Consider the following 15,639-nt stretch of genomic DNA (forward strand, 5'->3'; position numbering starts at 1 on the left):
AGCAGCAGCACCTCCTTTTGTCCGCACAGGTTGAAGGTGTCCATGTCATAGTAGTAATCCGTTTCCTCTATGGTGATCTGCGGATGTTCCGCCTTCAGCATGGCTGCGAAGTCGTCGAGAAACTCGGTATCCCCGGTTTTCACCATCATGAGATGTTCGCCGTGCAGTTCTTTAAGGTGCAGACTTCTTTTCCCTGCCAGAGGGTGCCCTGAGGGGAGTGCGACGCACAGCCTGTAGCTTCCCAGAATGAAATAGTTTGCGCAGGCTTGCATTTTCCTGGAATTGAACGCCCCGACGAGCAGGTCGATGCGCTCTCCCAGGGAGGCGATGATGGAAAGGATGTTGTCCCTGTCGTCGTCATAGGGCACGATACTGAATTTATAGTGTTTGAAATGCTCCTTATGCCTTGCACAGATATTCGTCAGCGCTTCGCTGGAATTCAGGAATGAAGAGCCTATTCTCAGCGTAGTCATTTCGTTTTTTATATTCTTTGCTTTCTTCAGCGCGTTCTGTGCTTCTGAAACAAGTTTTTTCCCGTCTTCATAGAGGGATTTTCCTGCCGGAGTCACCCTGACGCCGCTGCTGCCGCGTTCAAAAAGCACAAGGCCCAGCCGCTCTTCCAGAGCATTGATGTGCTTCATGACGGAAGCGGGAGTCGTATAGGTTATGGAGGCGGCCCGGGAAAAACTGCCGCACTCGACGACATGCATGAAGATCTGGAACTGGCGGCTCAGCATGGGAACTCCGGCTTTTACTTTTTATAAAAGCGTGTAGCTTTTTTGGTCATTCCGCGTCAAGGAAAATGCGTTTACATAAAGAGGAAAGAAGTGGTCGCATTGCAGCGGGCCCGCGTGTGAAGCGCGACCTTTCCCCATTGTCCCTATGCAGGAGAAAATATGAGAAAGTGTGTAGAATCGGTATGTTGTGTCATGTTTCTGGGGGCGCTGCTGCTTTTTCCCGGGCAGCTTGCAGGCCGGGAAGATACCCGGCCCATCACGCTTCGGACCATGGGCAGCCTGTTCTTCGGCGGTACGGTGACGCACGGAAAGGACGGCGACACTTTCCACGGCGATCACGGTTACGCCCAGTTCTACATTCCGCAAAAGTCCAGGGATTACCCCGTCATTCTCTGGCACGGCATCGGGCAGTCCGGCAGAAGCTGGGAATCCACGCCCGACGGGCGTGAAGGCTATCAGGCCATTCTGCCCCGGCGCGGCTGGGCTACCTACATCATCGACCAGCCGCGCCGGGGCAGGGCGGGCTATACCGAGGTTCCCCCTTCTCACGAAGACGCGGTTCCCACCACGGCAAGGGAAAGCTCGGCATGGAATGCCTTCCGCAACGGCTTGTGGGTGCCGCCTGCGCCTGCGTCCCTGTTTGCCGGCAGTCAGTTTCCGGGCGATGCCGCATCCATCGAGCAGTTTTTCCGCCAGCAGGCCCCGAATACCGGCAACGAGCCGCGAACCGACGGGCACCGGCGCTTCATGGGCGAAACAATGGCCGCTCTTCTGGAGCGCACGGGGCCGGCCGTTCTCGTCACTCATTCCAACAGCGGGCAGTACGGCTGGTTCACGGGCATGATCGCCCCGGACAAGGTCAGGGCTATTGTCGCCTATGAGCCGGGGCAGTTCGTGTTTCCCGACGATGAACCCATGCTCGACGTGCCCGTCAGAAACGCCCTTGCCGGGGAGATGCTTCAGGGTATCCCCGTACCCGCGCAGGAATTTCAGAAGCTGACGCGCATGCCCATACTGGTCGTTTACGGCGACAATATCAGTACGGAGCTGAGCGAGGTCTTCAACGTCGAGGTATGGCGTATTTCCAAGGCCCGCGCCCGCGCCTTCGTGGATGCCGTCAACCGGCACGGCGGCGACGCCGCCCTGGTCGTGCTTCCCGAAGAGGGCGTCACAGGCAATACCCATGCGCCCTTTGCGGACAGGAACAATCTCGACATTGCCGACAGGCTGGAAGAGTGGCTGCACGAAAAGGGCCTTGATGGAAACGCGCATCCGCACACAGGCCCGGCCCCGGCCAAAAGGACGGAACTGACCATACCCCTGCGCAGGGAGTAAGCGCGCCTCGGCTGCCCTTTCAGGCCTGCCGCTTTTCGGGAAGTCCTCTTCCCCGGGCATGCGGGGCCGCCGCATTTCCCGGACGCAGCTTCCCCGGGGCATGTTCCCCCGCCTTTTGCCATGGCCTGCCCCTGCGGAAGAGAGGAAAGGGCAGCCCTGTTCCGGGGCCGCGCACGGGTCTTCCGGGAAGGCGGGGAAGCCTCTTTCGGGGCACGGATAACAAAAGGCCGGGAGCCCGCACTCCCGGCCTTTCCCTGCAGGTATGCCGCCGCGCGCTAGCCGCCGAGGTAGGCTTCGCGCACCTTGGGATTCTTCAGCATATCTTTGCCCGGGCCTTCCAGCACCACGGAGCCCGTTTCGAGGATATAGGCGTAGTCGGCGATGGAAAGGGCGGCGTAGGCGTTCTGCTCCACAAGGAGCACGGTCTTGCCGTCCTCATTGATGCGGCGGATGATGGCGAAGATTTCCCGCACCAGAAGGGGGGCGAGGCCGAGGGAAGGTTCGTCCAGCATGACGAGGTCGGGGCGGCTCATGAGGGCGCGGCCCACGGCGAGCATCTGCTGTTCGCCGCCGGAAAGGGTGCCGCCCTTCTGCCAGCTTCGTTCCCTGAGGCGGGGGAAGAGGTCGTACACGAGTTCCCTGTCGCGGGCTATGCCGTCTTCATCCTTGCGGCACCACGCGCCCAGGGTGAGGTTCTCCGCCACGGTGAGGTGCGGCAGGATGCGGCGGCCTTCGGGGCTCAGGGCAATGCCGTTTCTCACCATGTTTTCGGCGGGCAGGCCGAGGAGGTTCACGGGCTTGTCGCCTTCGTTCCTGGTGAGGAGTATCTCGCCTTTCGCGCCCTTCACCAGCCCGGCGATGGAGCGGATGATGCTGCTCTTGCCCGCGCCGTTGGCCCCGATGAGCGTGACGACGCTCCCGCGCGGGATGGAGAGGGATACGCCCTTGACGGCGTGTATGCCGCCGTAATGCACATGAAGGTCTTTAATCTGCAGCATGGTTCACATCCTCGCCGAGGTATGCTTCGATGACGCGCGGATTGGAGCGTATGGCCTCGGCATTGCCTTCGGCAATGAGCTTGCCGTACTCCAACACCCAGATATGTTCGCACACGCCCATGACTACCTTCATGTCGTGCTCTATGAGCAGGATGGTGAGGCGGAACTCGTCGCGTATCTGGCGGATGAAGTTCATGAGCTCCAGGCTTTCCTGCGGGTTCATGCCCGCGGCCGGTTCGTCGAGCAGGAGGAACTTCGGCTCCGTGGCCAGGGCACGGGCGATTTCCAGGCGGCGCTGCGCGCCGTAGGGCAGGCCGGAGGCGGTTTCCTCGGCGTAGGCGGAAAGGCCGATGCGTTTTAAAAGCTGCTTTGAGCGTCCGCGTATGTCGCGTTCCTCGCGCATGGCTCCGGGCAGGCCTATCACGGAACCCCACCAGCGGCTCCTGCGGCGCACATGGCGGCCTATCATCACGTTCTCGAGCGCGGTTTCATTGTAGAAAAGGCGGATGTTCTGGAAGGTCCTCGCCATGCCCAGGGCGCAGATGGCGTGCGGATCCATGCCGGTGATCCTTCTGCCTGCGAAGACCACGTCGCCTTCCGTGGGCTTGTAGAAGCCGGTAATGACGTTGAACACCGTGGTCTTGCCCGCGCCGTTGGGGCCGATGAGCCCCACGATGCCCCCTTCGGGGATGTTCATGTCCAGCTCGCTCACGGCGGTGACGCCGCCGAAGCGCATGGTCACGTTTCTCACTTCAATGATGTTCTTCGTCCCGTTCATGCCTTGTTCTCCTTTTTGCCGCGCCGGCGGAAAAGGAAGGCGGCGATGCCGTCCCAGGTGATCTCACGCATGCCCATGATGCCTTCTCTGCGGTAGAGGATGATGATGAGCAGACATACGGAGAACACCACCATGCGCATGCCCGGGATACCGGGAATTTCCAGGAAGCCGAGATCCATGGGTTCTTCCACCACGCGCAGCCATTCCAGAAGCACCGTGATGATGACGCTGCCTATGATGCTGCCCGTGATGGAGCCGAGCCCGCCTGCCACCACGATCATGAGGATGTTGTAGGTGAGCAGGAAGGTGAACATTTTGGGGTCGATGGTGGTGAGGAGGTTGCCGAGCAGCGCGCCGCCCACGCCCGCGAGAAAGGCCCCGAGGCAGAAGGAGAAGAGCTTGGTGTGGAAGACGTTGATGCCCATGACCTGGGCGGCGATTTCATCGTCGCGCACGGCCTTGAGCACGTTGCCGAAGTTGCTGGAGAGAAGCCGCACCGTGCAGAACACCACCACGAGCAGCCAGATATAGCTTGTGAAGAGGTCGGTGTGGCAGGGGATGCCCTTGATGCCCAGGGAGCCGTTGGTGATGGGCGTGGCGTTCACGATGAGCACGCGGATGATTTCCGAAAATCCCAGGGTGGCTATGCCGAGGTAGTCGCCGCCGAGCCTGAGCACCGGGATGCCTATGACGAGGGCGAAGAGCGTGGCTACCACGCCGCCTAAAATCACGGAGAACCAGAAGGGCGTGTGCAGCGTGGCAAGCGGCGGCAGTATCTCGTCGATGATCCACATCATTTCTTTCTGGTCGGGTGAGAGCACGCACAGGGCGGAAACGTAGGCCCCTATGGCCATGAACCCTGCGTGCCCCAGGGAGAACATACCGGTGAAGCCGTAGATGATGTTGAGGGATATGGCGAGGATGCCGTACACGGCCACGAGGTTCAGGATCTGCACTTCATAGCCGTTGAGCGGTTCGGGCAGGAAGGAGAGGCCGAGATCCTGCGCCATGCTGCCGTCGGCCCACCAGAGGAAGAGGAAGAGCAGCGCTATGGCCGCGGCGTTGAAGGTGCGGGTGCGGGCCGGAGAGAAGGGTTCCCTTTGCGCGGTCATCATATCTTCTCCTTCTGTTTTTCACCGAACAGGCCGGTGGGCTTCACCAGAAGGACAACGACCAGCAGAATGAAGGCGAAGGCGTCGCGGTAGCCGGAAAGTTCCGGGAAGAAGGCGACGGCCATGATTTCTATGAAGCCCAGCAGCAGGCCGCCTATGACGGCGCCCTGGATGGAGCCGATGCCGCCGAACACGGCGGCGATGAAGGCCTTGAAGCCGGGGAATACGCCCATGTAGGGGTTGATCTGCGGATAGCGCAGGGCCCACATGATGCCCGAGGCCGCGGCCAGCGCGGAACCTATGGCGAAGGTGAGGGCGATGATCTTGTCCACGGAGACGCCGAGCATGCGCGTAGTTTCAATGTCTTTGGAAATGGCCTGCATGGCGAGGCCCGGCTTGGTATGGTAGACCACATAGAGGAGGGCGGCCACGAGTATGGCCGTCACGCCGGGCACGAGCAGGGTGAGGGGCATGAGGCGCGCGCCGCCTATGGTGATGATGCTGATGAGCCATTCGGGCTGATGCACGGGGCGGGGCAGGCCGGTGAAGACCACCACGGCCAGGCTTTCCAGGAAGAAGGAGACGGCAATGGCGCTGATGAGGGCGGAGATGCGCGGGGCGTCGCGCAGGGGGCGGTAGGCAATTTTGTCCATGAGCACGCCGAGGGCGGCGGAGCCCAGGATAGCCACCACCACGGCCACGGGCCAGGGCAGGCAGAAGAGCGTGGTGCCGTAGAAGACGAAGTACGCGCCGAGCATGAGAATGTCGCCGTGGGCGAAGTTGATGAGGCGCAGGATGCCGTACACCATGGTGTAGCCTATGGCGATGAGCCCGTAGAGTGAACCCAGCGTAAGCGCGTTGAAAAAGTGTTGCAGGAATAATTCCAGACTCATGGGGAACCCTTTCCGGCCGCAGGGAGGGGGGAGTCGTTCGGCCGTGGTAAAAGGTGCGGGCTTTATCTGCGACATGCCGCCCCGCGCGCCGTTTCCGGCGCGGCGAAGCGGCGCGTCTGCATCTTTTCGGAAGGCGCCTGTCGTAAAGGAAGGCGCGCAGGGGCGAAGGCCGGGGAGGCCCCGGCCCGTTCAGGCGCTTAGTCGGCGATGGCTTCGCCTATGTAGGAGCGCTTGCCGTCCTTGTACTGGATGATGCCCACGGGCAGTTCGGCGTCGTGGGTGGCGTTGATGGAGAGGGTGCCGAGCGGCGTGGCGAAGTTCTTGGTGGCCGCGAGGGCCTTGGTTATGGCTTCGGGATCGTCGGAACCGGCGCGGGTTATGGCGTCGAGGATGAGGTTGTAGCACACATAGCCGAGGGCGGAGTTCACGTTGGGATCCTTGTCGGGATAGGCGGCCTTCCATTCGGCGGTGAAGGCCTTGGCGGCTTCGCTCATGTTGGGCATGTTCACGTCATAGGGGAAGGTGGTGTGCAGGAAGCCTTCCACGGCCTTGCCGCCGATCTTGATGGTATCGGGGTTGTCCATGGCGTCCGCGCCCATCATGACGAAGGTGCCGCCGAGTTCCCGGGCCTGCTTCATGATGATCGCGCCTTCCGCGAAGTAGGCGGGCATGAACACGAGGTCGGGCTTCTGATTGATGATTTCGGTGAGCTGGGCCGTGAAGTCCTGGTCGCCGGAATTGTACTTCATGTCGGCCACGATTTCGCCGCCGAGCTTCTTGTAGGAGCGCTTGAAGAAGCTGCACAGGCCCACGGAATAGTCGTTGGCCACGTCCATGAGAATGGCGGCCTTCTTCATGCCGAGATTCTTAAAGGCGTAGGAGGCGGCAGCCGCGCCCTGATAGGGGTCGATGAAGCAGGCGCGGAAGTAGTAGTTCTTGCCCTGGGTCACGAGGGGGCTGGTGCAGGAGGTGCCCACGCCGGGGACCTTGGCCTTTTCGCCCACTTCGCCGCCGGCCATGGCCAGGGAGGAGCCGTAGGTGCCTATGTAGGCGGAAACCTTGTCGCGTTCCACAAGGCGCTTCACGGCGTTGGCCGCTTCCACCTTGTCGGACTTGTTGTCCACGACGATGAGTTCCACGTCGCGGCCGAGTACCTGGGGCTGGGCCTTCTGGGCGAGTTTGATGCCGTCCAGCTCCAGCTGGCCGCCGAAGGCGTTCTGGCCGGTGAGGGGCAGATACACGCCGATTTTGACGGGCTCGGCGGCCATGGCGGGGAAGGCGATGCCGCAGGCCATGGCGGCCATGGCGACAGAGGCGAACACACGGGAAAGCTTCATAACGGATCCTCCGGTTAACAGAAACGGGTTCGTGTGAAAAGAGATGAGGCGATAGTATAGAAAGTTACGATTATGTGCAATCATGCAGGCGGGGAAAACACGCCTTCCTCCCGCATGCCGTGCCGCGCTGTTCCCGGAGATGTTGTTTTTGTGTGCATAGTTAGCGATAATGCAGTTTTTTGAGATTTTCCCGGAGGAAAAAGAAAAAAGAGTTTTTTTCCATTTTTGTGTTTACACGGCGGAAAAATTGTGGAAAATATTTCTCCTTTTTTTCCCGGAGAGAGGGGGAGCGCATGTGCCGGGCGTTTCGGCAAGGCTGCGCGGAGGGAACCCGGGGGCTGCCATGTTCCTGCTTCCGCCCAAAGAGCTTGTTTCCGGTGGGGGGGGAGGGCGGCGCCCGGCGGACAGGAGGAGCCTTTCCGGCTGCGGCCGAACGTGCCCTTTTTTCGCCTGCCGGGAAGGGATTTTTCCGCAGGGGGATGTTCGGGACAAAAGACCGGCTGCGCACAGAAGAGAAAAAGGCCCTTCCGGGTGCGGGAGGGCAGGTTGCACGGCAAGCGGCCATTGAGAGGGCGGGCTTTTCCCGGCGTGTGCGGCGGGCAACGGCCGATGAATATGCGGGAGAAGGGAAGATTCTGCGCGGCCGTACCCGGCGGAGCCGCCGTAGCCTCGCCCGTGTTTCCGGCATTGCGGGGAGTTTTTTCTTCCTTTTCCGGCTCCGGGGCGCGTCTTTCCTTTGCCGGGGCCGTAATCGCAGGCGGGAGAAGTATGGCCCGCAGGCTCCGGGGCGACGCGGGCAGGGCTGTGTCCTGCGGGGAGCGGCGCCGTCTTGCCCGCCGGAAAAGGGAAACGGCGGTGTGCTGTCCCGGCAAGGTCGCCCCTGTCGGGCATCGTGTTGCACATTTGTTTTGCAAGTGCAGTTTCTTGCCGGGGGAGCGGACTCACCGGTGCGGGCGGGGCGGACGGAGAGGCCGGCATGCTACAGCTTCCTCCGGGAGCTGCCCTTCCCTACCGTTTTTTCAGGGAGGGTAGTCCTTGCCTCGGCGCGGGGCGCCGATTCCCGCATGCCGGAAGCCCCGGGCAAAAAAACGCATGGGCGGGGCCTCCGGAAAGGCGCAGCAAGGGCGCGGCTCCGGGGGCTGCCGCAGCCTGCGGCAAGGCGCTTTCTACGGGGCCTGCGCGGGGAAGGCGAGGAATTCGGACTTGTCCCGGAGGTATTCCCCGGCGTGCGCGGCGGACAGCGGCAAAGTTTGCGGGGAAGGGGGGAAAGAAAAGGGCCTTCCCCATCGCGCTTGTCCGCCCGGAGCGGGTAAGCTGTCCCGTTTCGGCGCGTGTTCCTTCTTTTCCTGGCCCGTTTCCAGCAAAAAGAAAACGCCCGGGCGGCGTTGCCGGGGCGTTTTGAGGCGTCGAGTTCCCTTCCGGGCACTACAGATGCTTCTTCCTGCGGGAGGAGGAGGGCAGGCCGAGTTCCTCGCGGTACTTGGCCACGGTGCGCCGGGCTATCTTCACGCCGAGTCCGTCGTTGAGGCGGGAGCTGATTTCCTCATCGGAGAGGGGGTGAGCGGGATCTTCGCCGTCGATGAGGGAGCGGATGCGGGCTTTCACGCTTTCCGAGCCCACCTGCCTGCCGTCGCTGGAGGAAAGGGCGCTGTTGAAGAAGTACTTGAGCTCGAAGATGCCGTGGGGAGTACCCACATACTTGTTGGTGGTGATGCGGCTTATGCTCGATTCGCTGCGGCCTATGTCTTCGGCTATGTCCTTGAGCACCAGGGGCTTCAGGCCGTAGATGCCGTTCTCGAAGAACTCGCGCTGATGCTTCACGATGCTTTCCATGACCTGATAGAGGGTGCGTTGCCGCTCCTCCAGGGAGCGGATGATCCATACGGCGGAGCGCAGGCGGTCATTCATGTAGTCCTTTTCCTCGCTGGAGCGGTTCTGGCCGGAAAGCTCCTCGGAAAGGGGGGAAAGCTGAAGGTGCGGCAGGTCTTCGTCGTTCATGAGTATGACGAATTCGCCGTTCACCTTGCGCACGAAGATATCGGGGCTCACATACCAGGGCACGCCTGAGCCGAGGCTTCCGCCCGGGCGCGCCTCCAGGCTCTGAATGACGCGTATGTATTCTTTCAGGGTTTCGAGATCAATGCGGAACTGGCGCAGGAGGGGCTTGTAGCGCTGTTTTTCAAGGTCTTTCAGATGGTCGCGTACCAGGCTCACCAGGATGGGGTCGCGGTCGTAATGTTCGGCGCGCATCTGGATAAGCAGGCACTCGGAAAGGGTGCGCGCGGCCACGCCCACGGGGTCGAAATTCTGAATGGCGGAAAGCACGGGCGCGATTTCCGAAACCTCCGCCCCGGCAAGGGCGGCGATTTCCTCATCCGTGGCGGTGAGATAGCCTGTTTCGTCGAGGTTGCCGATGATGCACTCGCCGATAGCCTTCTGCTTTTCGGTAAAGGGCGAGAGCAGAAGCTGGGCCATGAGGTGCGCCTCCAGCGTGGGTTCGGCGGAATGACAGGCTTCCAGGGGATTATTGTCTTCTTCCGCGGCTTCATATTCCTGCTGGGCTATGCGCGACCGGCTGGAAAACTCGCCGAGATATTCCTCCCATTCCGCGCTGCGTGTCACTTCCTCCTGCGGCCAGGGACTGTCCTGGTCGGAGGAGGCGCGCCCGCTTTCAGGTTCAGGCGCAGCCGGGGGGCTTTCCGCCTCGCGCTCTTCAAGAAAGGGGTTTTCCAGAAGCTCGCGCTGCACGGCTTCCACAAGTTCCTGACGGGAGAACAGAAGCAGGGAAATGGCCTGCTTGAGCATGGGAGTCATGTGGAGCTGCTGGCTGAGCTTGAACTGCTGCCGTATTTCTATAGCCATATTTTCCCCTGGCGTTTTCTGGTGTGCCGGTTTTCCGGCGCGAAGGAGGCGGGATGCCGCCCGGGAATCATCAGCGGAGCTCTTCCTCCGCCACTTCCGCAAGAAGCCTTGCCGCGCGGCGGACGAAGTCCTCATCTTCCCCTTCCACCATGACGCGGCAGAGGTTTTCCGTACCGGAATAGCGCAGCAGTACGCGGCCGTGGGAGCCGAGCTTCTCTTCAATGTCCTTCTGTGCGGCCATGAGCTTTTCGCACTGTTCAAAGGGCGTCTTGCGGGTGATCTTCACGTTGACGAGCTTCTGCGGGTAGAGCTTGAGCCTGTCTGCAAGCTCGGAGAGGCGGCGCCCCGATTCGCGCATGATGCGCAGTATCTGCAGGGCGGCGAGAAGCCCGTCGCCGGTGGTGCCGTATTCGCGGAAGATGAGGTGGCCGGACTGCTCCCCGCCGAGCATGGCGTTGTGCTGGCGCATGGCCTCGATCACATAGCGGTCCCCCACCTTGGTGCGCAGAAGCTGGCCCCCGCGCTCCTTCATGAAGACCTCAAGGGCCATGTTGCTCATCACCGTGCCCACGAGCATGTTGTTGTTCAGCTTGCCCTTTTTCATGAGGTCGTCGGCGCAGATAGCCATGATCTGGTCGCCGTCGAGCAGGCGGCCCTTTTCGTCCACCACGAGCAGGCGGTCGGCGTCGCCGTCCAGGGCGAGGCCCACGTCGGCGCGCACCTCGCGTACCTTGGCCTGAAGGTTCTCGGGGTGCAGGGAGCCGCACTGGTAGTTGATGTTCAGCCCGTCGGGCGAGGTGCCGAGGCGGAACACCTCCGCGCCGAGCTCTTCCAGGGCCAGGGGGGCAACCTTGTAGTTGGCGCCGTTGGCGCAGTCGATGACGACGCGCAGCCCGTCCAGGGTGAGCTGCTGGGGGAAGCTGCTCTTGAGGTACACGATGTAGCGGCCCGAGGCGTCCACGATACGGTAGGCGCGGCCCACCTTGTGGGAGGCGGGGTAGTCCCACTCATAGTCCTTGTCGAGGATGAGGGCGGCCATTTTATCTTCCACTTCGTCGGGCAGCTTGAAGCCCTCGCGGTCGAAGAACTTGATGCCGTTGTCGTGATAGGGGTTGTGCGAGGCGGAAATGACTACGCCGAAATCGGCCCGCATGTTGCGGGTGAGGAAGGCAATGGCGGGCGTGGGCAGGGGGCCCACCTGATAGACGTCCATGCCCGCGGCGCAGAGCCCCGCCGTGAGTGCGGACTCGAACATGTAGCCGGAGAGGCGCGTGTCCTTGCCGATGATGACTTTGCGGCGACATTCGTCGGAGCGGAACACCGTGCCTGCGGCAAGGCCGAGGCGCAGCGCCGTTTCTGCGGTGAGGGGATAGGTATTCACGCGGCCGCGCAGGCCGTCGGTTCCGAAAAGGCGTTCAGACATGGCTATTCCTGTTCTTCCTGGTGTTCTTGGTCGGCGTGGCTTCGTGCGGCTTCAGGGGGTGTCTCCCCCTCGGCTTCCGCCTTTTCCGCGTCCTTCAGGGGCTTGTCGCCGGCATTTGCTTTTTCCGTCCCGCTGCCTTCCTCCGCCTTTTCTGCCGCTTCGTTCCGTTCCTCCCGGGAAGCGTCGCCGGGCAGCATGGTGGGAGCCTTGAGGTCGCCGGGCTGGAGTACGTCCGCAGGCAGGGGAATATCGTTCAGGGAGAAGTCCCCGCTGACGCGCGGGCTCGGCAGGCTCATGCCGAAGCTCGACTGGGGCATGGAGAAGATGCTCTCCGCAGGAGCCCAGCTTTGTCCGTCCCCGTCTTCGCGGCTTACCAGAAGCACGCTGGAGGGCTCGATGGACACAAGGCCCGCGCCCGAGGGCAGCATGACGAGGGGGGTGATCTCGGCCCGTTCGCCGGGAGTGAGGCGGGCAGGCTCACGCACGATGACGCGTACCGCGTCGAGGTAGTCCCTGTCGTCCACCAGGGCCTCGGGCACGGAAATTTCCACGTTGGCCCTGTCCGGCTGCACTTCGTAGAGCGCGTTTTCGCTGTCGAGCTGTATATCTCTTGAGAGCGTCACATTCCTGGTCTTCATGTCCAGTGAGTAGCGCAGCGTGGTGACGGGCGGGGTGATCTCCACCTGCGGCGGGGCTACAATGGCCACATTGGCTTCATGGGGGCCTTCGCTGGCGTTTTTTGTGGGATCATAGACCACGATGAGCCGCTCCAGGGAATTGACCTGGGTTTCCGGCCCTTTCACCGTGACGAAGGCAGGCTCCAGTATGGGGTGCGAGATGAGATAGGGCGAATCCTCGGGCAGGGGCAGCATCTTGTTTTCCAGAGGCACCACGCGCTCGGTGAGGGCGTCGGCTTCAAGCACGAGGCGGCTCGGCATGATTTCGAGGATCTCAAAGGCCTTGAAATCGGGGATGGACTCCACGGCAAGGGGCAGGGCCGTGGCCCCGCGCTGCACGCCGGAAAGATCCACCGTGTACACGAGGTCGCGCGAGTGGAGATTGCGCAGAAGCTCGGCCGAGCCGCGCAGGCGCACGGAAATGTGGTTGACCATGCCTTCGCGTATGATGAGCCCTTCGGGCAGGCCCCGGTATTCCACCCTGAGCTCGACCTGTGTTTCCACATGGTCGCGCCCCACTACGAGATACCACAGCCCCGTGGCGATGACCAGGGAAAGCAGCGCGGAAAGAACGGTCTGAATGCGGCTGTTACTGATTGAGGACATTGGCCAGTATCCGTTCCAGGCGCTCTTGGTTCAGGGGGTTGGAGAGGTGGCCGTCCTGGGCTAGCGTCACTTCTCCGCGTTCTTCCGATACCGCTATGGATATGGCGTCGCTTACTTCCGTGATGCCTATGGCCGCCCTGTGGCGGGTGCCGAAGTGCTGGCGGGCCAGGTTGGCGAGCGGCAGCACGCAGCCTGCGGCCACGATGCGGTCGTTGTGTCCGATGATGACGGCTCCGTCGTGCAGGGCCGTGTTGGGGAAAAAGATGGTGGAAAGCAGATCCTGCGACACTACGGCGTCAATCTTCACGCCCTTTTCCATCATGTCGCCGAGGGCCACGTTGCGCTCAATGACGATAATGGCCCCGATGCGCCTCGCCGCGAGAGCGCAGGCCGTGCGGCTCACCGTGCTTATCATTTCCGTGCGCACGTTGCTCTTGCGCCGGAAAAGATGCCGGAAATTCATGTTGGACAGTGCCTGTCGTATGTCCTGATGGAAGAGTATGACTACCACGAGGAAGAGGGAGCTGAACACGTTCTGCAGAAGCCAGACCAGGGTGAACAGGCCGAGGAGCTGCGCCGCCGCAAAAAGGGCGAGCAGGAAGAGCAGGCCGTTCAGGGCCGCCATGGCGCGGGTACCGCGCACGAAGCGGATACCGTAGTAGCAGAGTATGGCCACTATGATGATATCCAGCAGGTCGCGCCAGCCGAAGGTCAACTGCCCGAGTGCGAACATGTCAGTCTCCCCAGGGGGTGAAGCGGTCGGCAAGGGTGAGGGCCCGCCTTGCGGAAGCAACGTCGTGCACGCGGTGATGCCTCACGCCGCGCGCGGCCAGAAGGGCGGTGCACACGTTCGTGGCCTCGCCGCGATGCGCAACATCGAGCCCCAGAATATCGCCGAAGAGGCTTTTCTGCGAAACGCCGAGCAGCACGGGCCTGCCCAGGGCAAGAAGCCTTTCCATATCGCAGAGCAGCGCCGAGTTGTGCTCCGCCGTCTTGCCGAAGCCTATGCCCGGGTCGAGCATGATGTGCTCTTCAGGCAGCCCGTCCCCGACGAGCTTTTTCATGCCTTCTTCAAAGAAGGCGAGGACCTCGTCCGTCACGTTTCCATAGTGCGGGGCCTTCTGCATGGAGCCGGGCCTTGCGCCGGGCAGGCAGTGCATGAGCACATATCCCGGCCGGCAGGACGCGACCACCTCCCTGAGCTCAGGCTCCCAGGCGCAGGCGGAAATATCGTTCACGATATCCGCCCCGGCTTCGAGGGCTTCCTTCGCCACGGCCGCGCGCCAGGTATCCACGGAAAAAAGCCTTTCCCGGAAGGCATCCTCCCCTGATGCCCGCAGGAGGCATGCCTCCCTCAGCACGGGCATCACGCGGGAAAGCTCCTCTTTTGCGGGCACGTCCTCTGCGCCCGGGCGGGAGGAGGCCCCTCCGAAGTCCAGTATTCTTGCACCCTCCCCGGCCAGGGTGAGGGCATGGGAAAGCGCCCTGCTTTTTTCTGCGTGGCGCCCCCCGTCGTAAAAGGAGTCGGGCGTCACGTTCACCACGCCCCACAAGGTGAAGCGTGAAGGCGTGCCGCCCTGTTTTTCAGAGGAAACAGGGCTGAATGCCCCATGGCGAAGCATCCAGACCGGAGTCATTACTTTTCTCCCCGGGGCCCGTCGCCGGAGTCGCCGCCCCTGTCTACGGGCGCATCCTGCGCGGGGAGGGCGTCGTTTTGCCCCGAGGCCTTCTCAGTGCTTTCCGCGCCGGGCTCGGCGGAGGCGTCGTCCTTGCCGGGGTCGGCGTCGTCCTCATCCTCAAGCCGGAATTCCCCGGCTCCCTGCCCGTCGAGCTGAAAGGGGGGCAGCGTCTCGCCCTTCATGAGTATATCGATATCCTCGCCGGTAATGGTTTCCCTCTCCAGCAGGGCGCGGGCTATGGCGTGCAGCATGTCGATGTGCTCGGTGAGCAGGGCGCGGCAGCGTTCGCGCGCTTCGTCGATGAGGGCCTTGACCTCGCTGTCCACGAGGCGGGCCATGTCGTCGCTTACGGCGCGGCTGTGGCCCCATTCGCGGCCGAGGAACACTTCCTCTTCATGGTTGCCCACGGTCTGCGGGCCTATCTTTTCGCTCATGCCCCATTCGCAGACCATCTTGCGGGCCATTTTGGAGGCGCGGTCGATATCGTTGCCTGCGCCGGTGGTGATATCGCCGAAGATGATTTCCTCAGCCACGCGGCCGCCGAGCAGTACCACGAGGTTGTTGCGCAGAAATTCGCGCGAGTAGCCGTGCCTGTCCTCATCGGGCAGCTGCATAGTCACGCCCATGGCGCGTCCGCGGGGAATGATGGATACCTTGTGCACCGGGTCGGCTCCGGGCAGGAGCTTGGCCGTGAGGGCGTGGCCGCCTTCGTGATAGGCGGTGATCTTCTTTTCCTCATCGCTCAGAATGAGGCTGCGGCGCTCCTTGCCCATGAGCACCTTGTCCTTGGCGTATTCAAAATCCGACATGTTCAGGCGGTTCTTGTTGAGCTTGGCCGCCTGAAGGGCCGCCTCGTTGACGAGGTTCTCAAGATCCGCGCCGGAGAAGCCGGGCGTACCCTTGGCAAGCACGGTGAGGTTCACGTCCTTGGCGAGGGGCGTGCGGCGGGTGTGCACTTCAAGGATGCGTTCGCGGCCGCGCAGGTCGGGCGTGGAAACCACTACCTGCCTGTCGAAGCGGCCGGGGCGCAGAAGCGCCGGGTCGAGCACGTCGGGCCTGTTGGTGGCTGCAATGAGGATGACGCCTTCGTTGGACTCGAAGCCGTCCATTTCCACAAGCAGTTGGTTCAATGTCTGCTCGCGCTCATCGTTAGATCCGCCGAGACCGGCAAATCGCTGGCGACCAACGGCATCCATTTCGTC

13 protein-coding genes are annotated in these 15,639 nt (G+C 62.3%); 1 reads left to right on the plus strand and 12 read right to left on the minus strand.

Translation table 11 applies throughout. The annotated features are described in order from the left end of the window. On the minus strand, positions 1 to 737 hold a 737-nt coding region (locus tag K8W16_RS11025; RefSeq protein ID WP_304123689.1), incomplete at its 3' end, for a LysR family transcriptional regulator. Positions 738 to 896: 159 nt separating this feature from the next. On the opposite strand from K8W16_RS11025, the gene K8W16_RS11030 reads away from it, so the two are divergent. Beyond that, positions 897 to 2,072, plus strand: coding sequence for an alpha/beta fold hydrolase (locus K8W16_RS11030; protein ID WP_304123693.1), 1,176 nt, complete (start codon positions 897 to 899; stop codon positions 2,070 to 2,072). 275 nt (positions 2,073 to 2,347) lie between these two features. On the opposite strand, the gene K8W16_RS11035 is transcribed toward K8W16_RS11030, so the two are convergent. The 11 genes from K8W16_RS11035 to K8W16_RS11085 form a co-directional block, all read right to left on the minus strand. Further along, positions 2,348 to 3,070, minus strand: coding sequence for an ABC transporter ATP-binding protein (locus K8W16_RS11035; protein ID WP_304123696.1), 723 nt, complete (start codon positions 3,068 to 3,070; stop codon positions 2,348 to 2,350). Continuing rightward, positions 3,057 to 3,848 (minus strand): ABC transporter ATP-binding protein, encoded by a 792-nt coding sequence (locus tag K8W16_RS11040; RefSeq protein WP_304123698.1) that lies wholly within the window; start codon positions 3,846 to 3,848, stop codon positions 3,057 to 3,059. The genes K8W16_RS11035 and K8W16_RS11040 overlap by 14 nt, the downstream gene beginning before the upstream one ends. Further along, the gene (locus K8W16_RS11045; RefSeq protein WP_304123719.1) at positions 3,845 to 4,960 is read right to left on the minus strand and encodes a branched-chain amino acid ABC transporter permease; all 1,116 of its coding nucleotides are present in this window, start codon (positions 4,958 to 4,960) and stop codon (positions 3,845 to 3,847) included. The genes K8W16_RS11040 and K8W16_RS11045 overlap by 4 nt, the downstream gene beginning before the upstream one ends. Continuing rightward, complete coding sequence (locus K8W16_RS11050) at positions 4,960 to 5,853, minus strand: branched-chain amino acid ABC transporter permease (RefSeq protein ID WP_294557671.1); 894 nt, start codon at positions 5,851 to 5,853, stop codon at positions 4,960 to 4,962. Before K8W16_RS11050 ends, K8W16_RS11045 begins: the two co-directional genes overlap by 1 nt. Positions 5,854 to 6,050: 197 nt before the next feature. Then, positions 6,051 to 7,190, minus strand: a complete 1,140-nt coding sequence (locus tag K8W16_RS11055) for an ABC transporter substrate-binding protein (RefSeq protein ID WP_304123704.1) — start codon at positions 7,188 to 7,190, stop codon at positions 6,051 to 6,053. A gap of 1,425 nt (positions 7,191 to 8,615) precedes the next feature. Beyond that, entirely contained in the window at positions 8,616 to 10,052 is a 1,437-nt protein-coding gene (gene rpoN, locus K8W16_RS11060; protein WP_304123706.1) for an RNA polymerase factor sigma-54, read from the minus strand. 70 nt (positions 10,053 to 10,122) lie between these two features. Continuing rightward, positions 10,123 to 11,475, minus strand: coding sequence for a phosphoglucosamine mutase (glmM, locus tag K8W16_RS11065; RefSeq protein ID WP_304123708.1), 1,353 nt, complete (start codon positions 11,473 to 11,475; stop codon positions 10,123 to 10,125). A gap of 2 nt (positions 11,476 to 11,477) precedes the next feature. Further along, a complete protein-coding gene (locus K8W16_RS11070) occupies positions 11,478 to 12,758 on the minus strand; it encodes a YbbR-like domain-containing protein (protein ID WP_304123710.1) in 1,281 nt (426 codons plus the stop codon). Next, complete coding sequence (gene cdaA / locus K8W16_RS11075) at positions 12,742 to 13,491, minus strand: diadenylate cyclase CdaA (RefSeq protein WP_304123712.1); 750 nt, start codon at positions 13,489 to 13,491, stop codon at positions 12,742 to 12,744. Before cdaA ends, K8W16_RS11070 begins: the two co-directional genes overlap by 17 nt. Position 13,492: 1 nt before the next feature. Then, positions 13,493 to 14,395 (minus strand): dihydropteroate synthase, encoded by a 903-nt coding sequence (gene folP, locus K8W16_RS11080; protein WP_304123714.1) that lies wholly within the window; start codon positions 14,393 to 14,395, stop codon positions 13,493 to 13,495. Then, positions 14,395 to 15,639, minus strand: a 1,245-nt coding sequence (locus tag K8W16_RS11085; RefSeq protein WP_304123716.1) for an ATP-dependent metallopeptidase FtsH/Yme1/Tma family protein, incomplete at its 5' end; no start/stop codon positions are given. The genes K8W16_RS11085 and folP, both read right to left, overlap by 1 nt.

Origin of the sequence: Mailhella massiliensis (assembly GCF_020741395.1) — a bacterium.
Lineage (GTDB): Bacteria > Desulfobacterota > Desulfovibrionia > Desulfovibrionales > Desulfovibrionaceae > Mailhella > Mailhella massiliensis_A.